The sequence below is a fragment of the Streptomyces lothianensis genome (genome assembly GCF_047779955.1).
GTDB lineage: Bacteria > Actinomycetota > Actinomycetes > Streptomycetales > Streptomycetaceae > Streptomyces.
On the sequence record NZ_JBLMKT010000064.1, the window covers coordinates 59,614 to 79,702 of the forward strand.

The window sequence follows — 20,089 nt, forward strand, 5'->3', positions numbered from 1 at the left end:
TTCAGTGATGGAGGGCGACACCCCCGGTTCGGAGGCCGGGGACCCGGCATGTACCGATCCGCCGCACGCGGCGGGGACGGCAGCCGGGAGCGGTCCTGCGGCAGACCTCCGAAGATCAAACTGGAGCCATTCAATGGCACGCGTTTCCGGTGTTGACATCCCGCGCGACAAGCGTGTGGAGGTCGCTCTCACCTACGTGTTCGGCATCGGCCGGACCCTTTCGCAGAAGGCGCTGGCCGAGACCGGCGTCAACCCGAACACCCGCGTTCGCGACCTCTCCGAGGAGGAGCTGGTCAAGATCCGCGAGTACGTCGACAACAACTTCAAGACCGAGGGTGACCTCCGTCGCGAGGTGCAGGCCGACATCCGCCGCAAGGTCGAGATCGGCTGCTACCAGGGTCTGCGTCACCGCCGTGGCCTGCCCGTGCACGGTCAGCGCACGAGCACGAACGCCCGTACCCGCAAGGGCCCGCGTCGCGCCATCGCCGGCAAGAAGAAGCCGGGCAAGAAGTAGTCCGCAGCCAGCGGTCCACCAGCTGTCTGTAGGACCGACCACCTCCCCGTAGGAGTAAGAGATGCCCCCCAAGGGTCGTCAGGGCGCTGCCAAGAAGGTGCGCCGCAAGGAAAAGAAGAACGTCGCTCACGGCCACGCGCACATCAAGAGCACGTTCAACAACACGATCGTGTCCATCACGGACCCGACCGGCAACGTGATCTCCTGGGCCTCCGCCGGCCACGTCGGCTTCAAGGGCTCGCGCAAGTCCACGCCGTTCGCCGCGCAGATGGCCGCCGAGTCGGCCGCCCGCCGCGCGCAGGAGCACGGCATGCGCAAGGTCGACGTCTTCGTCAAGGGTCCCGGCTCCGGCCGTGAGACCGCGATCCGCTCCCTCCAGGCCACCGGCCTCGAGGTCGGCTCGATCCAGGACGTCACCCCCACGCCGCACAACGGCTGCCGTCCGCCCAAGCGTCGTCGCGTCTGACGCACGGCTGTTTGAGCTGAGGATTTCGGGCGGTACGGCGCTTCGGTGCCGTATCGCCCGTACCCTTGAAATACCCCGCGTCCTTCGGGCGCGGTTTCTGTCGGGCATCAAATAGTGGGTGCCCCCGACTGAAGGAATCACTTCATGCTGATCGCTCAGCGCCCCTCGCTGACCGAAGAGGTCGTCGACGAGTTCCGCTCCCGGTTCGTGATCGAGCCGCTGGAGCCGGGCTTCGGCTACACCCTCGGCAACAGCCTCCGTCGTACGCTCCTCTCCTCGATCCCGGGTGCGGCCGTCACGTCCATCCGCATCGACGGTGTCCTGCACGAGTTCACCACCGTGCCGGGCGTCAAGGAGGACGTCACCGACCTCATCATGAACATCAAGCAGCTGGTCGTCTCCTCGGAGCACGACGAGCCGGTCGTGATGTACCTGCGCAAGCAGGGTCCCGGCCTGGTCACCGCTGCTGACATCGCCCCGCCGGCCGGTGTCGAGGTGCACAACCCCGACCTGGTGCTCGCCACGCTCAACGGCAAGGGCAAGCTGGAGATGGAGCTGACCGTCGAGCGCGGTCGCGGCTACGTCTCCGCCGTCCAGAACAAGCAGGTGGGCCAGGAGATCGGCCGTATCCCGGTCGACTCCATCTACTCGCCGGTTCTCAAGGTCACCTACAAGGTCGAGGCGACCCGAGTCGAGCAGCGCACCGACTTCGACAAGCTGATCGTCGACGTCGAGACCAAGCAGGCCATGCGCCCGCGTGACGCCATGGCGTCCGCCGGCAAGACCCTGGTCGAGCTGTTCGGTCTGGCGCGCGAGCTCAACATCGACGCCGAGGGCATCGACATGGGCCCGTCCCCGACGGACGCCGCCCTGGCCGCCGACCTGGCGCTGCCGATCGAGGAGCTGGAGCTCACGGTCCGCTCGTACAACTGCCTCAAGCGCGAGGGCATCCACTCCGTGGGTGAGCTCGTCGCCCGCTCCGAGGCCGACCTGCTCGACATCCGCAACTTCGGTGCGAAGTCGATCGACGAGGTCAAGGCGAAGCTTGCGGGTATGGGCCTGGCGCTCAAGGACTCGCCTCCCGGCTTCGACCCGACCGCCGCCGCGGACGCCTTCGGCGCCGACGACGACGCCGACGCCGGGTTCGTCGAGACCGAGCAGTACTGAGAGCTCGGGCCGCAGGGTCTGATTCTTGCTGCGGGTCCGCTTCGGCTGGTCGCGCAGTTCCCCGCGCCCCTTACCGGGGGCGCGGGTCTCCGACGGACGACCGTTCGCTCGGATACTGACCTCGGTACCTGATACGGCCGGGGCAGCACACAAGGAGAAACATCATGCCGAAGCCCGCCAAGGGTGCCCGTCTGGGCGGCAGCGCTGCGCACGAGCGGCACATGCTGGCGAACCTCGCCCGCTCGCTGTTCGAGAACGGCCGGATCACGACGACCGAGGCCAAGGCCCGCCGCCTGCGTCCGGTCGCCGAGCGCCTGATCACCAAGGCGAAGAAGGGCGACATCCACAACCGTCGCCAGGTGCTGCAGACGATCACCGACAAGGGCATCGTCCACACCCTCTTCACCGAGATCGCGCCGCGCTACTCCGAGCGTCCGGGTGGCTACACCCGTATCACCAAGATCGGCAACCGCCGTGGTGACAACGCTCCGATGGCCGTGATCGAGCTGGTCGAGGGCGAGATCGCCAAGAAGGCGACCGTCGACGAGGCCGAGGCCGCCACCAAGCGCGCGGTCAAGGAAGACGCCCTCAAGAAGGACGAGGCCGTCGAGGACGCCAAGCCGGTCGAGGACGCCAAGCCGGTCGAGGCCGCTGAGGACGTCAAGGACGCCTGAGTCTCGGTGCCGAGTGCACGGATGAGCCCGCTTTCCCCCGTGGAGAGCGGGCTCATCCGCTTGGTGGGTAGGACTCCGCGGGACCCCGATCGGGTTGCGGTGGTCATGTCATAGGTAGTCGATCAGTGCATGACGGCTGGGCAACGAAAGGCATATGCGGCACGTGACAACAGCTTCTGACGAGGTGGCGCCCGGTTTCGTACGGGTGCGGCTCGACCTCTCGTACGACGGGAAGGACTTCTCAGGCTGGGCCAAGCAGCCCCGGCAGGGGACCCGGACCGTGCAGGGGGAGATCGAGGACGCGCTGCGTACGGTGACCCGTTCCGCCGAGACGTACCAGCTGACCGTCGCCGGGCGCACCGATGCCGGCGTGCACGCGCGCGGGCAGGTCGCCCACGTCGACCTGCCGGACGAGCTGTGGGCGGAGCACCGCGAGAAGCTGCTGCGCCGCCTCGCGGGACGGCTGCCGCACGATGTACGGATCTGGCGGCTTGCCGAGGCGCCCGCCGGGTTCAACGCCCGCTTCTCGGCGATCTGGCGCCGCTACGCCTACCGCGTGACGGACCACCCGGGCGGCGTCGACCCGCTGCTGCGCGGCCACGTCCTGTGGCACGACTGGTCGCTGGACGTCGAGGCAATGAACGAGGCGGCGGCCCAGCTGCTCGGCGAGCACGACTTCGCCGCGTACTGCAAGAAGCGGGAAGGCGCGACGACCATCCGCACCCTGCAGGAGCTGAGCCTGGTGCGCGGCGAGGACGGCATCATCACGGCGACCGTGCGGGCCGATGCCTTCTGCCACAACATGGTGCGCTCGCTGATCGGGGCGCTGCTGTTCGTGGGGGACGGGCACCGCGGGCCCGGCTGGCCGGCGAAGGTGCTCGCGGCGGGGGTGCGGGACTCGGCCGTGCACGTCGTACGGCCGCACGGGCTGACGCTGGAGGAAGTCGGGTATCCGGCCGACGAGCTGCTGGCGGCGCGGAACCTGGCGGCCCGCAACAAGCGGACCCTGCCGGGGGCGGGCTGCTGCTGAGCCCTGTCGGGGGGCGGGTCCGCGCCGCCCCCGACAGGTCAGGGGTTCTGGACGGCCGCCGAGGCCTGGGCCTCGCCCCTGCGGTGGATCTGCTGGAAGGCCAGCGAGGCGATGTCGTCGCCCGCCGTGAAGACCTTCTTGTCCTTGGTCGTGACGTCCTTGCCGTTGGTGAAGCCGGCGATCGTGAAGTAGGCGTAGCGGCCGTAGGAGTTGGCGGTCGATCGGCAGATCGTGGTGTTGCAGAAGGGCTTCACGCCCTTGCCCTTGAGGGACTTCACGGTGCCCTTCTCGTAGGCGTCCTTGACCTTGGTGGCCTGCTTCTCCGTGTCGAAGACCGCGACGCCGACCGTGACGGCCACGCCGTCGCGTTCGTAGGTGGCGCGCAGGAACCTCGTGCAGTCGTGCTTCTTCAGGAGCGCGTCGAGCGGCTCCTTCGCGGCGGAGGCACAGTCCTTGGTCTCGGCCGTTGCGCCCTTGTCGTAGGTGGCGTCGCCCTTGGTGTACTCCGAGCCCGGGAACAAGCCGGCCGCGCTCAGCGGGGCCTTGTCCTTGTCGGCGCTGGAGATGTAGTCCTTCGGGTCCGGCGGCGGGGGCGGCTTCGTCTCGGCGAAGCTCGGCTGCTGCGAAGGCGTGGCGGCGGTGTCGCTCGCGGACGGGGACTGGCCGCCCGCCGCCTTGCCGTTGTCGCCGCCGTTCGCGGAGACCACGGCGAGGGTCACGGCGGTGGCCACGGCCACGACGGCGAGCGCGCCGCCGCCCATCATCAGGAGCCTGCGGCGGCGGGTGCGGGTGGCGGAGGCGTCGGCGAGCGCGGCCCAGTCCGGCGTCCCGCCGCCCGGGGCGCCCGGCGGTGTGCCCGGCGCGCCCGGAGTGCCGGGCAGGCCCGCGCCGGGCGGCATACCCGGTCCACCCGGCATGCCCGGTCCACCCGGCATCCCCGGCTGGCCCGGCATCCCCGGCTGTCCTGGGCCGCCCTGCACGGGCGGCATGGCCGGCTGAGTCGCCCAGTTCGACTGCGGCTGCTGCTGTGGTTGCTGTGGTTGCTGACCTGCGGGTTCGCCGGTCCCCCCGGGACCCCACGGGGGTCCCCCCTGCCCAAAGCTCATGCGCCGCATCTTAGGCCGTACCGGTGATACGGCGTGCGGGCCGTTCGTTTTGACCCGAACGGCCAAGCGCGGGTATTCTGCCAGTTCGTTATGCGTATGGGGTTGGTCGTTCTCACGCGATGGCCCATACGCAAGTTCCCTGGAGCAGTTACCAGTGGCTCGCATACCGGGCGTCCCGCCTGGGCCTTTGTGGGCCCCAGCTGCATGATCGCTTCAGCGGATCCGTGTGTCTGGACTCCCATCCACTGAAGAAGCGAAGGCTACGAAGTGCGTACGTACAGCCCCAAGCCCGGCGATATCACGCGCCAGTGGCACGTGATCGACGCCCAGGACATCGTCCTCGGCCGTCTCGCCAGCACCGCCGCCACCCTGCTGCGCGGCAAGCACAAGCCGATCTATGCGCCGCACGTCGATGCTGGTGACTTCGTCATCATCATCAACGCCGACAAGGTGCACCTGTCCGGCAACAAGAAGACCCAGAAGATGGCGTACCGCCACTCCGGCTACCCGGGTGGTCTGCGCTCCGTCCGCTACGACGAGCTTCTGGAGAAGAACCCCGAGAAGGCCATCGAGAAGGCCGTCAAGGGCATGCTCCCCAAGAACACCCTGGGCCGTCAGATGCTCTCCAAGCTGAAGGTCTACTCGGGCGAGAACCACCCGCACGCTGCGCAGCAGCCGGTTCCGTTCGAGATCACCCAGGTCGCGCAGTAGTTCCGGCCACCCCCTAAGACGTAAAGAAATCTGAGGAGCATCGTGGCCGAGACCACCGCAGAGCAGCCGATCGAAGACATCGAGGCTGAGGCGCCCGAGCAGTACACGACCGAGTCCGAGGTCCCCGTCGAGGGCGAGTACACCTCGGAGTCCATGGCCTCCCGCTTCGGCGACCCGCAGCCGGCCGCCGGCCTGGGCCGTCGCAAGAACGCCATCGCCCGTGTCCGGATCGTTCCGGGCACCGGCAAGTGGAAGGTCAACGGGCGTACGCTCGAGGACTACTTCCCGAACAAGGTCCACCAGCAGGAAGTCAACGAGCCCTTCAAGGTGCTCGAGCTGGAGGGCCGCTACGACGTTGTCGCCCGTATCTCGGGTGGCGGCGTCTCCGGCCAGGCCGGCGCCCTGCGCCTCGGCGTGGCCCGCGCCCTGAACGAGGCCGACGTGGACAACAACCGCGGCGCCCTCAAGAAGGCCGGCTACCTCCGCCGCGACGACCGTGCGGTCGAGCGCAAGAAGGCCGGTCTCAAGAAGGCCCGCAAGGCTCCGCAGTACAGCAAGCGTTAATCTCGCCGGCTGCACTGCCCGGCAGACACGGAGCTCTGCCATCCCGTTCGCCCCGGCGGCACGCGAGTGCTGCCGGGGCGTTCGTTTATTACAGCCCGTAGGCGAACAACGGCATAAGCATTCAGTGGTGAGCAGCGGAGGACAAGCAGTGGGACGACTTTTCGGCACCGATGGCGTGCGCGGCGTCGCCAACGCGGATCTGACGGCCGAGCTCGCGCTCGGACTCTCCGTGGCGGCGGCACATGTCCTGGGGGAGGCGGGCTCCTTCGAAGGGCACCGCCCGGTGGCCGTCGTCGGACGCGATCCGCGTGCCTCGGGTGAGTTCCTGGAGGCGGCCGTCGTGGCCGGACTCGCCAGCGCGGGCGTGGACGTCCTGCGCGTCGGCGTGCTGCCCACCCCCGCTGTCGCGTACCTCACCGGTGCCCTCGGAGCTGACCTCGGCGTCATGCTCTCCGCGAGCCACAACGCCATGCCCGACAACGGCATCAAGTTCTTCGCGCGCGGCGGGCACAAACTCGCCGACGAGCTCGAGGACCGCATCGAGACGGCCTACGAGCGCCACCGCGCCGGTGAGCCCTGGGACCGGCCGACCGGTGCGGGTGTGGGCCGGGTCAAGACGTATGACGAAGGCTTCGACCAGTACGTCGCGCACCTCATCGGGGTGCTGCCGAACCGGCTCGACGGGCTGAGGATCGTCCTCGACGAGGCGCACGGCGCGGCCGCCCGGGTCTCGCCCGAGGCCTTCGCGCGGGCCGGTGCCGAGGTCATCACCATCGGGGCCGAACCCGACGGTCTCAACATCAACGAAGGCTGCGGCTCCACGCACCTCGACCTGCTCAAGGCCGCCGTCGTCGAGCACGGTGCGCAGCTCGGTATCGCGCACGACGGTGACGCGGACCGCTGCCTCGCCGTCGACCACGAGGGCAACGAGATCGACGGCGACCAGATTCTCGCCGTCCTCGCGCTCGCGCTGCGCGAGCGGGGGCAGCTGCGGTCGGACACCGTCGTGGCGACCGTGATGTCGAACCTCGGGTTCAAGCTGGCCATGGAGCGCGAAGGCGTCTCGCTCGTACGGACCGGGGTCGGCGACCGGTATGTCCTCGAGTCGATGAAGGAGCACGGTTACGCGCTCGGCGGCGAGCAGTCCGGGCACGTCATCGTCCTCGACCACGCCACGACCGGCGACGGGACGCTGACCGGGTTGCTGCTCGCGGCCCGGGTCGCCCAGACCGGGCGCACGCTCAAGGAGCTCGCGGGCGTCATGGAGCGGCTGCCGCAGATCCTCATCAACGTGCCCGACGTCGACAAGTCGCGGGTCGCCTCCTCCGGGGAGCTGGCCTCGGCGGTGGCGGACGCGGAGCGCGAACTCGGCGCCACGGGCCGCGTACTGCTCCGTCCCTCCGGAACCGAGCCGCTCGTGCGGGTGATGGTGGAGGCGGCGGACATCGAGCAGGCGCGGTCGGTGGCGGAGCGGCTGGCGGACGCGGTGAAGTCGGCTCTGGGCTGAGCCCGGTCCTTGCCCCATTCGGGCCGGTCGTCCGTTCGGGCGACCGGCCCGAGTGCGTGGTGCAGTCTCCCCGGCCCCGCTGCCCGTGGGTGAGCAGGGCAGCGGCCCGTGGGTGAGCGGGGCAGCGGTGGGGGTCAGAGTTTGCGGAGGCGCAGGCGTTGGACCTTGTGGTCCGGGCCCTTGCGGAGGACCAGGGTGGCGCGGGCGCGGGTCGGAGCCACGTTCTGGGTGAGGTTGGGCAGGTTGATGGTCTGCCACATGCGGCGGGCGTAGGCCATGGCCTCGTCCTCCGTGACGAGCGTGTGGCGGTGGAAGTACGAGTCCGGGTTCTGGAAGGCCGTCTCGCGCAGCTTGCGGAAGCGGTTCAGGTACCAGCGTTCGATGTCCTCGGCCTTGGCGTCCACGTACACACTGAAGTCGAAGTAGTCGGCGAGCCCGACGCGCGTGCGGCCGTCCTTGCCGGGCAGCGCGGGCTGGAGCACGTTGAGGCCCTCGACGATCAGGATGTCGGGGCGGCGCACGGTCAGGCGCTCGCCCGGGATGATGTCGTACTTCAGGTGCGAGTAGACGGGCGCGCTCACCTCCGCCTTGCCCGCCTTGACGTCCGCGACGAACCGGGTCAGCGCCCGCCGGTCGTACGACTCGGGGAAGCCCTTGCGGGAGAGCAGCCCGCGCGCCTCCATCTCCTTCATCGGCCACAGGAACCCGTCGGTCGTCACGAGCTCCACCCGCGGATGCTCGGGCCAGCGCGCGAGCAGCGCCTGGAGCAGACGCGCGACCGTGGACTTCCCGACGGCGACCGAGCCCGCGACCCCTATGACGAACGGCGTGCCGGCCTGCGTGCCGTTCCCGTCCCCCGCGTCGCCCAGGAACGTGTTGAGCGCGCCGCGCAGTTTGTCGGTGGCGCCCACATACAGATTGAGCAGCCGGGAGAGCGGCAGGTAGACGTCGCGTACCTCGTCGAGGTCGATCACATCGCCGAGCCCGCGCAGCCGTTCGAGCTCTGTGGCGGTCAGCGGCAGCGGGGTCTTCTCGCGCAGTGCGCTCCATTCCCGGCGGGTGAGGTCCACGTACGGGGTGGGCTCGGTGCGGCGGTGGGCGTCCGGCAGCGACGAGGTGATCACCCTGTCATTGTTGCGGCTGAGTGGACGGTGTGTGACGTGGCATCGGTCACGTGGGTGTCGGTGCGGTGGGACGCGTGGGTGTCGGTGCGGTGGACGGCGGGGCGTGCGTGCGGGCGGGTGCGGGTGCGGGTGCGGGTGCGGGTCCGGGTGGGTGTTCGCGCGCCGCGCTCGTACGGTGCGGGCGCCCCGCGCCCCGTAGGCTGCCGCCATGCGTGCACCACAGCCGGGCGGGAGCGAATGATCATCGGAGTCGGGATCGATGTCGCCGAGGTCGAGCGCTTCCGGGCCTCCATGGAGCGCACCCCCACCCTCGCGCAACGCCTCTTCCTGGAGAGCGAGTTGTACCTGCCGAGCGGCGAACGCCGCGGCTTCGCCTCCCTCGCCGCCCGATTCGCGGCCAAGGAGGCCATTGCGAAGGCGCTCGGCGCGCCCGCGGGCCTGCACTGGACGGACGCCGAGGTGTACGTCGAGGACAGCGGGCAGCCGCGTCTGCGCGTCACCGGCACGGTGGCGGCCCGCGCGGAGGCGCTCGGTGTACGCGGCTGGCATGTCTCGTTGAGCCACGACGCGGGCATCGCCTCCGCCGTGGTGATCGCGGAGGGATGAGGTGAAGCCGTAGTGCGGACCGCTCACAGCGTCGAGGACGTACGCGCCGCCGAACGCGCGCTCATGGCCGAGCTGCCCGAGGGCGCCCTGATGCAGCGCGCCGCGGCGGGGCTCGCGGCCGCCTGCGCGGATCTGCTAGGGGGTGTCTCGGGGAGACACCCCCTCGGCCGGGTCTACGGTTCCCGGATCGTGCTGCTCGTCGGCAGCGGCGACAACGGTGGCGACGCGCTGTACGCCGGGGCTCGGCTCGCCCGGCGCGGCGCCGGGGTCACGGCGGTGCTGCTCGCGCCCACGCGGGCCCACGAGGGCGGGCTCGCGGCGCTGCGCTCCGCAGGCGGGTGGACGGTGACCGCGGACGAGGCCGGTCCGGTCATCGCCCGCGCCGACCTCGTCATGGACGGCATCGTCGGCATCGGCGGGCACGGCGGACTGCGGCCGGATGCGGCCCGGCTCGCCGCGCTCGTACGGGAATCAGGCGCCGCGGTCGTCGCCGTCGACCTGCCGAGCGGCATCGAGGCGGACACGGGGGAGGTGCTCGGTCAGGCGTTGCGGGCCGATGCGACGGTGACGTTCGGGACGTACAAGCCGGGCCTGCTCATCGACCCGGCGCGTTCGTACGCGGGGGCGGTGCGCCTCGTCGACATCGGGCTCAGGCTGCTGCCCGCCGGGCCCGAGTGCGAGGCGCTGCAGTACGCGGACGTCGCGGCGCTGCTGCCGCGGCCCGGGGCGGCCAGCGACAAGTACCGGCGCGGTGTAGTCGGCATCGCGGCCGGATCGGCCACGTATCCGGGGGCCGCGGTCCTCGCCGTCGCGGGCGCGCTGCGCGGCGGGGCCGGGGCGGTCCGGTACGTCGGGCCTGCCGCACGGGAGGTGCTCGCGCGCTTTCCCGAGACGCTGGTCTCCGAGGGGCCGCCGTCGGCGGCGGGGCGGGTACAGGCGTGGGCGGTCGGGCCGGGGCTCGGGGACGACGCGGCGAGCGTCGCGGACGTCCTCGCGCAGGACGTCCCCGTCCTCGTCGACGCGGACGCGCTGCGGCTCGCCGACCCGGCACTGCTGCGGGCGCGCACGGCGGCGACCGTGCTGACGCCGCACGCGGGGGAGGCGGCGGCACTGCTCGGGGTGCCGCGCGCCTCGGTGGAGAGCGCACGGCTGGCGTCCGTACGGCGGCTGGCCGCGTCGCTCGCTTCGACGGTGCTGCTGAAGGGGGCGACCACGGTGGTCGCGCCCGCGGGGGTTGCGCCGGGAGTGGTCGCGCCGGGGGTGGTCCCGCCCCCGTCTGCGGGCGGGCGCGGGGACGGCGCGGACGCGGGGCGCGATGCGGGCGGCGGACCCGTGCGGGTCAATCCCACGGGCAGCCCGTGGCTGGCCACGGCGGGGAGCGGGGATGTGCTGTCGGGCCTGTGCGGCGCGCTGCTCGCGTCGGGGCTCTCCGCTGTGGACGCGGCGTCCGTGGGGGCCTACCTGCACGGTCTCGCCGGGCGGGCGGCGGCGTCTCCCACGCGGGAGGCGGCCTCGGGCGGGGCGCCCGTCACGGGGCCGGGGGCGGCCTCGGGCGGGGCGCCCGTCACGGCGTCGGAGGTGGCGGAGGCACTGCCTGCGGTGTGGCGGAGCGTGATCACCCACTCGGGCGAACATCACGAACTCCTCTGACACCCCGGCCGGTTGTCCTCCCAGCCGGGACGCTCGCCCTCGCCCTGGACACCCTCGACGAGGAGCAGGCCGACGCGCTCGCCGAATTCACCGAAGACGGACTGGGCGACGGCCCCGCCGGAGAGCACTGGAGGCACTTGATGGACACCAAGGACTACCGCTGGAACTCCGTCTCCGCCAGGGAACGCTGGGCCGAAGCGGAGGCACAGGGCAAAGCCGAAGCCAAAGCGGAGGGCAGGGCGGAAGGCAAAGCCGAGGACGTGCTGCGCATCCTCGGGCACCGCGGCATCGAGGTCCCGGCCGCCCAGCGGGACCGCATCCTCGCATGCCGGGACCTCGACCGGCTCGACACCTGGTTCGACCAGGCACTCGACATCACGAGCGCCGACCAGCTGGCCTGATCGGGCCCCGGAAGGTCCGGTCGGATGGGGTCCGGTCGGACGGTTGCCGGCGGCGTCGCGGACCGGCTGCTGAGCCGACGATGCCCGAGCGGCCGTCGGCGGATCGCTCATGACGAGCCCGGCGCGCACATCCGCAACCGCCGGCCAGGCATGCCGGTCCGGCTCTGAGACACTAGGGCCGCGATGACTGAGACAGCCGGGCGCATCCACGCCGAGATCGATCTAGCCGCCCTGCGGGCCAATGTGCGGGCACTGCGGGCGCGTGCGCCGCGGGCCGCGTTCATGGCCGTGGTCAAGGCGGATGCGTACGGGCACGGGATGGTGCCGTGTGCCCGTGCGGCCGTGCGGGCGGGTGCCACCTGGCTGGGTACCGCCACCCCCGAGGAGGCGCTGGCGCTGCGCGCGGCCGGGATCGGGGGCGAGGACGCGCGCGTGATGTGCTGGCTGTGGACGCCGGGCGGCCCGTGGCGTGAGGCGATCGAGGCCGATGTCGATCTCGGTGTCAGCGGCATGTGGGCGCTGCGTGAGCTGACCGCGGCGGCACGGGCGGCGGGGCGTACGGCGCGCGTGCAGTTGAAGATCGATACGGGCCTCGGGCGCAACGGGTGTCTGCCGGGCGACTGGCCGGAGCTGGTGGAGGCCGCGCTGAAGGCGGAGGCCGAGGGCACGGTGAAGGTGACCGGCATCTGGTCGCACTTCGCCTGCGCCGACGAGCCGGGGCATCCTTCGATCGCCCTGCAGGAGCAGGAGTTCGCGCAGGCGCTGCGCCACGCCGAGGAGGCGGGGCTCGATCCCGAGGTCCGGCATATCGCCAACTCGCCGGGCACGCTCACGCTCCCCGGCGCGCACTACGACCTGGTCCGTCCGGGCATCGCGATGTACGGGCTCTCGCCGAGCCCGGAGGTCGGCACACCCGCGGACTTCGGGCTGCGCCCGGTGATGACGCTCAGCGCCCGGCTCGCCTCGGTGAAGCACGCGCCGGAGGGGCTTGGCATCAGCTACGGCCACCACTACGTCACCCCCGGGCCCACCACCCTCGGTCTCGTCCCGGCCGGTTACGGGGACGGGCTGCCCCGCCACGCCTCCGGCGCGGGACCGGTCCTGGTCGGCGGCCGGGTACGTACGGCCGCCGGGCGGATCGCCATGGACCAGTTCGTGGTCGATCTGGAGGGCGACGAGCCCACGGTGGGCGACGAGGCGGTGATCTTCGGTCCGGGGGAGCGGGGTGAACCGACTGCCGAGGACTGGGCGCGTGCGGCGGGCACGATCGGGTACGAGATCGTCACGCGCATCGGGGCCCGCGTTCCCCGCGTCTATGTGAACGAGTGACCGGTGTGATGCTGATGACACGCGGGTGAGATGCGGGTGCGGCGCGCGTGCGGTGTACTCGCAGGGCTCGTAACGCAGTCAGGCAGGAGCGGCACGTGGGTGACACAGGCAGTCGGATCGCGCAGGCCGCCGCCGGGGAGACGGCCGGCGGCGGCTGGCGCAGGGCGGGCATCGCGGGCGCCGCGATAGGCGTGGTCGCCGCGGGCGCGGCGGCGGGCGTCGCGGTCGAGCGACTCACGGTGGGGCGCGGGATGCGCAGGAAGGCCCGTCTCGCGCTGGACTCGGCCGGCCCGTACGGCGCGCTGCGCGGCCTGCCCGGCAGGGCCCTCGCCGAGGACGGCACGGCGCTGCACTACGAGATCGACGAGGCCGAACCGGCGGCGGGCGCGAAGGGGCGTCGCCGCCGCCTCTTCGGCCGCAGGGCTCCCGCGCCCGTCACGGTGGTCTTCTCGCACGGCTACTGCCTCAGCCAGGACTCCTGGCACTTCCAGCGCGCGGCCCTGCGCGGCGTGGTCCGCACCGTCCACTGGGACCAGCGCAGCCATGGCCGTTCGGAGCGCGGCAGGGCGCAGACGGAGCGGGACGAGCCGGTCACCGTGGAGCAGTTGGGCCGCGATCTGAAGGCGGTGATCGACGCGGCCGCGCCGGAGGGACCGCTGGTCCTGGTCGGCCATTCCATGGGCGGTATGACGGTCATGGCGCTCGCCGACCAGTACCCCGAGCTGATCGCCGAGCGTGTCGCGGGTGTCGCCTTCGTCGGTACGTCCTCGGGGCGGCTCGGCGAGGTGAACTACGGGCTGCCGGGCGCGGGCGTCAACGCCGTACGCAGGGTGCTGCCCTCGGTCCTCAGAGCGCTCGGCTCGCGCGTCGAGCTGGTCGAGCGGGCCCGCGGCGCCACCGCGGACCTGTTCGCGGGCGTCATCAAGCGTTATTCGTTCGCCTCTCGCGAGGTGGACCCGGCCGTCGAGCGTTTCGCCGAACGTCTCATCGAGTCGACCCCCATCGACGTGGTCGCGGAGTTCTATCCGCTCTTCGGCGAGCACGACAAGAAGGCGGCGCTAAGGCACTTCGACGGCCTGCCCGTCCTGGTGCTCGCCGGCGAGCAGGACCTGGTCACCCCCAGCGGGCACAGCGAGGCGATCGCGGACGAACTGCCCGGTGCGGAGCTGGTGATCGTGCCGGACGCCGGGCATCTGGTGATGCTGGAACATCCGGAGCTCGTCACGGACCGTCTCGCCGGTCTTCTTGCGCGGGCGGGAGTGGCCGGAGTGGTGGGAGTGTCCGCGTCGGCCAGTAACGTGGTGGTTCATGGAAGCAGTACGAGCACCGCACCACCCGGCGGCTAGCGCCCGCCTGACCATCGGCTCACCCGCGCAGATGACCGAGCTGGGGCTGCGCCTGGCCAGGATCCTGCGCGCCGGCGATCTCGTGATGCTCAACGGGGAGCTGGGCGCCGGCAAGACCACCCTGACCCGCGGCCTCGGCGAGGGCCTCGGTGTGCGCGGGGCGGTCACTTCGCCGACCTTCGTCATCGCCCGCGTCCACCCCTCGCTTGCCGACGGACCGCCGCTGGTCCACGTGGACGCGTACCGCCTCGGCGGCGGGCTCGACGAGATGGAGGACCTCGACCTCGATGTCTCGCTGCCCGAGTCGGTGATCGTGGTGGAGTGGGGCGAGGGCAAGGTCGAGGACCTCACCGAGGACCGGCTGCATGTGGTGATCCACCGCGAGGAGGGCGATACGGACTCCGATGTCCGTACGGTCACGCTGACCGGGCTCGGCGCCCGGTGGGCCGACATGGACCTGCGGGATCTCGTCGCCTGAGGCCGACGCCCCACTTCGTCCGAGGCCGATGCCCCACCTCGCCTGAGGCCGATGCCCCACCTCGTCCGAGGCCGACGCCTCCATCTCGTCCTAAGCAGGCATTCCGCGTCGCCCGGGGACGGCGTCCCCGGGTATTCCGACAGGCCGTCGGCAAGATATTGCATCGCCCGGGCCTGCCGTGTTCCCATGGATACGAGACGTGGTTAGGTCTACCTAACCACGCCCGCATCCGCGCACCTCGGGAGGCACCATGTCGGCCCCGGACCACGAGACCCCCCGCCCGCAGCCGTCGATGAGCCGGCTGCTCGCCTCGTGCGCGGCGGCCAGAGAGGTCTCCACACCGCCCCGGCTCGACGACCGCGTACGGGAGCGGGTACGGGACGAGGGCCGCCGACGGGCCGTGGCCGCCGCGAAGCGTGCCGTGGCACAACGGGACGTGGCACAACGGGACGTGGCGCAGCGGGACGTGGCGCAACGAGAAGCGGCGCCGCACCGCGACGCCGCTTAGACAGAAACCGGCCGACGAACCCGAGCCCGGCCCGATCCCTAGCCGACGACCACCACGCTCGTCCCCACCGTCGCGAACTCCCACATCGCCAGCCCGTCCTCACGGGTCTCGCGGATGCCGCCGGTCCGCTTCGAGGGGTCCGGCTTCGGTGTCGCGCCGTTCGCCGCCGCGCTGAATCCGATGGTCACGCCCTCGTTCGAGGCGAAGCGCACCACATGCTCGATCGGCACCCCGTCCGAGCCGGTGATCGCCCCGGAACGCGTGGTCACGTGGTACTCGCCCGGCAGCGGGTCGACCGTGCTCGGCTGCACCGTGAACGTCCGCGTGACCTTGCCGTTCTCGGCCACCAGCCACACCCGGTCGGCGCCGAGGGAGTACACGACCCGCTCGCCCTGGCCGGACTGCGCGGGCAGCCGGTCCGGCTCGGTCTTGACGCCGGGCTTCTTCGAGGCGCCGGGGGAGGCCGAGGCCGAGGTGGAGGGCTTGGCGGTGGGCTCCGGCGCGGTGCCCGAGGCCTGGACGGCGAGGAAGCCGACGACCGCGAGCGCCGCCGCGGTGAGCCCGGCCACGTATCCGGCGCTGCTGCGTGCCACCGAGCTACCTCCACACCCTTCGTACATATGACTGGTGACGTCATATACGTCCGGGGAGCGACGTTAGCAGTCGGGCCGCCTTTGCCCTGGGGCGCCGTGCCCCGCTCCCGCACGCCGTAGGCTGTTCGCGTGCTCTTGCTCGCTCTGGATACCGCCACCCCCGCCGTCACGGCCGCCCTGCACGACGGCCGCACCGTCCTCGCCGAGTCGAGCGGCATCGACGCGCGCAGACACGGTGAGCTGCTGCTTCCTGCCGTCGACCGGGTGCTCGCCGAGGCGGGCGTGAAACTCGACGCCGTCACCCACATCGTGGCCGGCACAGGACCCGGCCCGTACACCGGCCTGCGCGTCGGACTCGCCACCGCCCTGAGCTTCGGCTCGGCGCTCGGCATCCCGGTGCACGGCCTGTGCACCCTCGACGCCCTCGCCTACGCCTCGGGCCTCGACGAGGAGTTCGTGGTCGCGACCGACGCCCGCCGCAAGGAGGTGTTCTGGGCGCGCTACCGCGACAGCCGTACGAGACTGACCGACCCGGCCGTCGACAGGCCCGCCGAGATCACCGAGCAGCTCGCGGGCCTGCCCGCGGTCGGCGCGGGCGCCCTGCTCTACCCGGACACCTTCCCGGACCCGCGCGCCCCCGAGCACGTGGCCGCTGGCGCGCTCGCCGGGCTCGCCGCCGAGAAGCTCGCCGCGGGCGAGGCGCTGGCCGAGCCCCGGCCGCTCTACCTGCGCCGCCCGGACGCCCAGGTGCCCAAGAACTACAAGGTGGTCACCCCCAAGTGACCGCAGTGACCCCGTCGGCTCCCGAACTGCGCGAGATGCGCTGGTGGGACATCGAGCCGGTGCTCGAACTGGAGAAGGAGCTGTTCCCCGACGACGCCTGGTCGCGGGGCATGTTCTGGTCCGAGCTCGCGCACGCCCGCGGCCCCGGCGCCTCCCGCCGCTATGTCGCGGCCGTCGAGGACGGCCGGATCGTCGGCTACGGCGGCCTCGCGGCCGTCGGCGGGCTCGGCGATATCCAGACCCTCGCGGTGGCGCGCGAACACTGGGGCACCGGCCTGGGCTCGGCACTGCTCACCGACCTGCTGCGGCATGCCACGGCTTTCGAGTGCGCCGAGGTGCTGCTCGAAGTACGCGTCGACAACACCCGCGCCCAGAAGCTCTACGAACGCTTCGGCTTCGAACCGATCGGCTTCCGGCGCGGCTACTACCAGCCGGGCAATGTCGACGCCCTGGTGATGCGCCTGGCCGACCCCGCCCACGCCCCTGCGGAGCCCACCGCCGGTGTGGATCCGGCCGACGTGGACCCCGCCGCCTCAGACCCCTCCGTACAAGGAACCGAGCAAGGAACCGAGACCCATGGCTGACGAACCGCTCGTACTCGGCATCGAGACCAGCTGCGACGAGACCGGCGTCGGCATCGTCCGCGGCACCACCCTGCTCGCCGACGCCGTCGCCTCCAGCGTCGACGAGCACGCCCGCTTCGGCGGTGTCGTCCCCGAGGTCGCCTCGCGCGCGCACCTCGAAGCGATGGTGCCGACGATCGAACGCGCCCTGAAGGACGCCGGTGTCACCGCCCGCGACCTCGACGGCATCTCCGTGACCGCGGGCCCCGGCCTCGCGGGCGCGCTGCTCGTCGGCGTCTCGGCCGCGAAGGCCTACGCGTACGCGCTGGGCAAGCCGCTGTACGGGGTCAACCACCTCGCCTCGCACATCTGCGTCGACCAACTGGAGCACGGCCCGCTGCCCGAGCCGACGATGGCGCTGCTCGTCTCCGGCGGGCACTCGTCCCTCCTCCTTTCGAGTGATATCACCAGCGATGTACGGCCCATGGGCCAGACCATCGACGACGCGGCCGGCGAGGCCTTCGACAAGATCGCCCGGGTGCTCAACCTCGGTTTCCCCGGCGGCCCGGTCATCGACCGGTACGCGAAGGAGGGCGATCCGGCCGCGATCGCCTTCCCGCGCGGCCTGACCGGCCCGCGCGACCCCGCGTACGACTTCTCCTTCTCCGGCCTCAAGACCGCCGTCGCCCGGTGGATCGAGGCGAAGCGCAATGCGGGCGAGGACGTTCCGGTACGGGATGTCTCGGCCTCCTTCCAGGAGGCGGTCGTCGACGTGCTGACCCGCAAGGCCGTACGGGCCTGCAAGGACGAGGGCGTCGACCATCTGATGATCGGCGGCGGCGTGGCCGCCAACTCCCGGCTGCGCGCGCTGGCGGCGGAACGCTGCGAGAAGGCCGGCATCCGGCTCCGGGTCCCGCGCCCCAAGCTGTGCACGGACAACGGGGCGATGGTGGCCGCGCTCGGCGCGGAGATGGTCGCCCGGAACCGGTCCGCCTCGGACTGGGACCTGTCGGCGGACTCCTCCCTGCCGGTCACGGATCCGCACGTCCCCGGCCATGCGCACACGCACGACCACGTGCACGAGGCGGCCAAGGACAACCTGTACTCGTAGCCCCGGACTTCGTGGCCCCGAAAACCCGGAAGAAAATTCCGCGCAGGTGTCGATCCGCGCGTCTCCCGTTCGACACATGGGTGAGAGGCCGGGGAACGGCCCCGCCTCCGCCCCGTACGAAGGAGCCACCATGCCCCGCTTCATCTCGCTGATCCGTGTCGACGAGAACGACAACCCGGGCGGTCCGAGCGACGAGCTCATGGAGCGCATGGGCAAGCTGATGGAGGAGATGACCAAGGCGGGCGTCCTCCTGGACACCTCCGGCCTGCACCCGGCCTCCGAGGGCAAGCGCGTCCTCTACAGCGGCGGTGAACTCTCCGTCACGGACGGCCCGTTCACCGAGACCAAGGAGGTCATCGGCGGCTATGCGCTGATGCAGACCAAGGACGAGGCCGAGGCCGTGGAGTGGACGAAGCGCTTCCTGAAGGTCCACGAGCCCGAGTGGACGATCACCTGCGAGCTGCGCGAGATCGTCGAGGGCTGAGTCGGCGAGGCTGAACCGTCGAGGGCTGAGTCCCTCTCTCCTCCCCTCTCCTCTCTCCTCCCCTCTCCTCGTCACGCCGAGGCTGCGGCGGGGTGGCCGACGAGCATCGTCGGCGCCCCCGCCACCTTGGTGAGGAACACGGTCGCAGCGTTCCTCCCCTGCAGCTTCATCTTCTTGCGCAGTTCCTCCGGCTCGACCGCGGAACCGCGCTTCTTGACGGTCAGGATCCCGACCCCGCGCTCACGCAGCAGCGCCTTCAGTTTCTTCACGTTGAAGGGCAGTTGGTCGGTGATCTCGTACGCCGTGGCGTACGGGCTCGGGTGCAGTTCGTCGGAGGTGACGTACGCGATCATCGGATCGAGCAGCCCGCCGCCCACCTCCCTGGCCACCTCGGCCACCAGGTGCGCGCGGATCACGGCGCCGTCCGGCTCGTACAGATAGCGCCCGACCGGCCGCGGCTCGGGGTCCGGCAGCATCGTGGCGCGCGCGGAGCGCAGCGAGGCGCCGGACGGGAGCAGCCGCGCGCCGAAGGTGCCGGGCCGGGTGCCGAACCAGAGCACGGCCTCCTTCACCTCGCCCGCGTCCGAGATCCACTCCGCGTACGCGTCCTCGGGGACGGCCTCGTGCGGTACGCCCGGTGCGATCTTCAGCGCGGCGTGCGGCGCCTTGCGGGCGGCCTCGACGGCCCAGGACAGGGGCGGTGAGTACGCCTCCGGATCGAAGATCCGCCCGCCCGTCGCCCGACCACCGCCCCTCACGGACGCGCTGCGCGCGGCCCCTGCCTGTCTGCCGCCGCGCCGGGCGGGATCGACGAAAACGGCGTCGTACGGGGTCGTATCGACGTCGGTGACGTCCGCCTCGCGTACTTCGATCAGCTCCTCCAGGCCCAGCGCCTCGGCATTGGCGCGGGCGACCTCGCAGGTCAGCGGGTCGCGGTCGACAGCGAGTACCGGGATGCCGGCGCGGGCGAGCGCGATGGCATCGCCGCCGATGCCGCAGCACAGATCGGCGAGCGAGCGCACTCCGAGCTCCCTGAACTGCTCCGCGCGATAGTCCGCGACGCTGGTCCGGGTCGCCTGTTCGACGCCGTTCGGGGTGAAGAACATCCGGGCCGCGTCCGCCCCGAACTTCGCCGCCGCGCGCTGGCGCAGGCGGGCCTGGCCGAACGCGGCGGAGACCAGCTCGGGCGGGTAGCCGCGGCGCAGGCGGGTGGCGAGGGCGAGCTCCTGGGCCGGATCGTGGTCGCGCAGCTCGGCGAGCAGGGCGCGGCCCTCGTCGGTGAGCAGGGCGCGGAACGTGGCGGTGGCGGGGTCGGGCGCGTTCACTCCGCCATTGTCGGCCACGCGCGTTGTCGGCCACTCGGTGGATCGTGCG

General features: G+C 71.5%; 24 protein-coding genes. 19 read left to right on the forward strand and 5 right to left on the reverse strand.

The genetic code is table 11. From position 1 onward, the window contains the following. The first annotated feature begins 133 nt into the window (after positions 1 to 133). From rpsM to truA, 5 genes are all read left to right on the forward strand, one after another. Complete coding sequence (rpsM, locus tag ACLF6P_RS22160) at positions 134 to 514, forward strand: 30S ribosomal protein S13 (RefSeq protein ID WP_415952380.1); 381 nt, start codon at positions 134 to 136, stop codon at positions 512 to 514. A 61-nt stretch (positions 515 to 575) separates the two neighbouring features. After that, positions 576 to 980, forward strand: a complete 405-nt coding sequence (rpsK, locus tag ACLF6P_RS22165; protein WP_003948617.1) for a 30S ribosomal protein S11 — start codon at positions 576 to 578, stop codon at positions 978 to 980. Positions 981 to 1,124: 144 nt separating this feature from the next. After that, positions 1,125 to 2,147: a DNA-directed RNA polymerase subunit alpha gene (locus ACLF6P_RS22170; RefSeq protein ID WP_415952381.1), complete on the forward strand. Its 1,023-nt coding sequence runs from the start codon at positions 1,125 to 1,127 to the stop codon at positions 2,145 to 2,147. A gap of 164 nt (positions 2,148 to 2,311) precedes the next feature. Further along, on the forward strand, positions 2,312 to 2,821 hold the full coding sequence (gene rplQ / locus ACLF6P_RS22175) for a 50S ribosomal protein L17 (RefSeq protein ID WP_415952382.1): 510 nt from the start codon (positions 2,312 to 2,314) through the stop codon (positions 2,819 to 2,821). A 163-nt stretch (positions 2,822 to 2,984) separates the two neighbouring features. Next, on the forward strand, positions 2,985 to 3,851 hold the full coding sequence (gene truA / locus ACLF6P_RS22180) for a tRNA pseudouridine(38-40) synthase TruA (RefSeq protein WP_415952383.1): 867 nt from the start codon (positions 2,985 to 2,987) through the stop codon (positions 3,849 to 3,851). 38 nt (positions 3,852 to 3,889) lie between these two features. On the opposite strand, the gene ACLF6P_RS22185 is transcribed toward truA, so the two are convergent. Next, positions 3,890 to 4,768, reverse strand: a complete 879-nt coding sequence (locus ACLF6P_RS22185; RefSeq protein ID WP_415952384.1) for a hypothetical protein — start codon at positions 4,766 to 4,768, stop codon at positions 3,890 to 3,892. Between the two features lie 456 nt (positions 4,769 to 5,224). On the opposite strand from ACLF6P_RS22185, the gene rplM reads away from it, so the two are divergent. The 3 genes from rplM to glmM all read left to right on the forward strand — a co-directional run bounded on the left by rplM (position 5,225) and on the right by glmM (position 7,739). After that, positions 5,225 to 5,668 carry a 50S ribosomal protein L13 gene (gene rplM, locus ACLF6P_RS22190; RefSeq protein ID WP_415952385.1) on the forward strand — a complete coding sequence of 148 codons (444 nt, stop codon included), beginning with the start codon at positions 5,225 to 5,227 and terminating at the stop codon, positions 5,666 to 5,668. A 42-nt stretch (positions 5,669 to 5,710) separates the two neighbouring features. Continuing rightward, positions 5,711 to 6,232 carry a 30S ribosomal protein S9 gene (gene rpsI / locus ACLF6P_RS22195; protein ID WP_415952386.1) on the forward strand — a complete coding sequence of 174 codons (522 nt, stop codon included), beginning with the start codon at positions 5,711 to 5,713 and terminating at the stop codon, positions 6,230 to 6,232. 148 nt (positions 6,233 to 6,380) lie between these two features. After that, positions 6,381 to 7,739 carry a phosphoglucosamine mutase gene (gene glmM / locus ACLF6P_RS22200; protein ID WP_415952387.1) on the forward strand — a complete coding sequence of 453 codons (1,359 nt, stop codon included), beginning with the start codon at positions 6,381 to 6,383 and terminating at the stop codon, positions 7,737 to 7,739. Between the two features lie 134 nt (positions 7,740 to 7,873). On the opposite strand, the gene coaA is transcribed toward glmM, so the two are convergent. Then, positions 7,874 to 8,863 carry a type I pantothenate kinase gene (gene coaA / locus ACLF6P_RS22205; protein ID WP_415952388.1) on the reverse strand — a complete coding sequence of 330 codons (990 nt, stop codon included), beginning with the start codon at positions 8,861 to 8,863 and terminating at the stop codon, positions 7,874 to 7,876. A 237-nt stretch (positions 8,864 to 9,100) separates the two neighbouring features. On the opposite strand from coaA, the gene ACLF6P_RS22210 reads away from it, so the two are divergent. Both ACLF6P_RS22210 and ACLF6P_RS22215 read left to right on the forward strand, forming a co-directional pair. Further along, positions 9,101 to 9,469: a holo-ACP synthase gene (locus ACLF6P_RS22210; RefSeq protein WP_415952389.1), complete on the forward strand. Its 369-nt coding sequence runs from the start codon at positions 9,101 to 9,103 to the stop codon at positions 9,467 to 9,469. A gap of 12 nt (positions 9,470 to 9,481) precedes the next feature. Beyond that, positions 9,482 to 11,119 carry an NAD(P)H-hydrate epimerase gene (locus ACLF6P_RS22215; RefSeq protein WP_415952390.1) on the forward strand — a complete coding sequence of 546 codons (1,638 nt, stop codon included), beginning with the start codon at positions 9,482 to 9,484 and terminating at the stop codon, positions 11,117 to 11,119. On the opposite strand, the gene ACLF6P_RS22220 is transcribed toward ACLF6P_RS22215, so the two are convergent. Next, positions 11,104 to 11,256, reverse strand: a complete 153-nt coding sequence (locus ACLF6P_RS22220) for a hypothetical protein (RefSeq protein WP_415952391.1) — start codon at positions 11,254 to 11,256, stop codon at positions 11,104 to 11,106. The genes ACLF6P_RS22215 and ACLF6P_RS22220 overlap by 16 nt on opposite strands. Positions 11,257 to 11,259: 3 nt before the next feature. On the opposite strand from ACLF6P_RS22220, the gene ACLF6P_RS22225 reads away from it, so the two are divergent. From ACLF6P_RS22225 to ACLF6P_RS22245, 5 genes are all read left to right on the forward strand, one after another. Then, positions 11,260 to 11,520 (forward strand): RpnC/YadD family protein, encoded by a 261-nt coding sequence (locus ACLF6P_RS22225; protein ID WP_415952392.1) that lies wholly within the window; start codon positions 11,260 to 11,262, stop codon positions 11,518 to 11,520. A gap of 183 nt (positions 11,521 to 11,703) precedes the next feature. Continuing rightward, complete coding sequence (gene alr / locus ACLF6P_RS22230; RefSeq protein ID WP_415952393.1) at positions 11,704 to 12,849, forward strand: alanine racemase; 1,146 nt, start codon at positions 11,704 to 11,706, stop codon at positions 12,847 to 12,849. Positions 12,850 to 12,944: 95 nt separating this feature from the next. Beyond that, entirely contained in the window at positions 12,945 to 14,195 is a 1,251-nt protein-coding gene (locus tag ACLF6P_RS22235) for an alpha/beta fold hydrolase (protein ID WP_415952394.1), read from the forward strand. Continuing rightward, positions 14,158 to 14,673: a tRNA (adenosine(37)-N6)-threonylcarbamoyltransferase complex ATPase subunit type 1 TsaE gene (gene tsaE, locus ACLF6P_RS22240; protein ID WP_415952395.1), complete on the forward strand. Its 516-nt coding sequence runs from the start codon at positions 14,158 to 14,160 to the stop codon at positions 14,671 to 14,673. Before ACLF6P_RS22235 ends, tsaE begins: the two co-directional genes overlap by 38 nt. Before the next feature lie 250 nt (positions 14,674 to 14,923). After that, positions 14,924 to 15,181 (forward strand): hypothetical protein, encoded by a 258-nt coding sequence (locus tag ACLF6P_RS22245; RefSeq protein WP_415952396.1) that lies wholly within the window; start codon positions 14,924 to 14,926, stop codon positions 15,179 to 15,181. A 38-nt stretch (positions 15,182 to 15,219) separates the two neighbouring features. On the opposite strand, the gene ACLF6P_RS22250 is transcribed toward ACLF6P_RS22245, so the two are convergent. Further along, positions 15,220 to 15,774, reverse strand: coding sequence for a hypothetical protein (locus tag ACLF6P_RS22250; protein WP_415952397.1), 555 nt, complete (start codon positions 15,772 to 15,774; stop codon positions 15,220 to 15,222). Between the two features lie 129 nt (positions 15,775 to 15,903). Here ACLF6P_RS22250 and tsaB point away from each other — a divergent pair, with 129 nt between their 5' ends. The 4 genes from tsaB to ACLF6P_RS22270 all read left to right on the forward strand — a co-directional run bounded on the left by tsaB (position 15,904) and on the right by ACLF6P_RS22270 (position 18,715). Continuing rightward, complete coding sequence (gene tsaB / locus ACLF6P_RS22255) at positions 15,904 to 16,557, forward strand: tRNA (adenosine(37)-N6)-threonylcarbamoyltransferase complex dimerization subunit type 1 TsaB (protein WP_415952398.1); 654 nt, start codon at positions 15,904 to 15,906, stop codon at positions 16,555 to 16,557. Positions 16,558 to 16,592: 35 nt separating this feature from the next. Beyond that, on the forward strand, positions 16,593 to 17,141 hold the full coding sequence (rimI, locus tag ACLF6P_RS22260; protein WP_415952425.1) for a ribosomal protein S18-alanine N-acetyltransferase: 549 nt from the start codon (positions 16,593 to 16,595) through the stop codon (positions 17,139 to 17,141). Beyond that, entirely contained in the window at positions 17,134 to 18,231 is a 1,098-nt protein-coding gene (gene tsaD / locus ACLF6P_RS22265; RefSeq protein WP_415952399.1) for a tRNA (adenosine(37)-N6)-threonylcarbamoyltransferase complex transferase subunit TsaD, read from the forward strand. Before rimI ends, tsaD begins: the two co-directional genes overlap by 8 nt. A gap of 130 nt (positions 18,232 to 18,361) precedes the next feature. Beyond that, entirely contained in the window at positions 18,362 to 18,715 is a 354-nt protein-coding gene (locus ACLF6P_RS22270) for a YciI family protein (protein WP_415952400.1), read from the forward strand. A 71-nt stretch (positions 18,716 to 18,786) separates the two neighbouring features. Here ACLF6P_RS22270 and ACLF6P_RS22275 read toward each other — a convergent pair whose 3' ends face one another. Further along, positions 18,787 to 20,040 (reverse strand): THUMP-like domain-containing protein, encoded by a 1,254-nt coding sequence (locus ACLF6P_RS22275; protein WP_415952401.1) that lies wholly within the window; start codon positions 20,038 to 20,040, stop codon positions 18,787 to 18,789. Positions 20,041 to 20,089 lie beyond the last annotated feature (49 nt).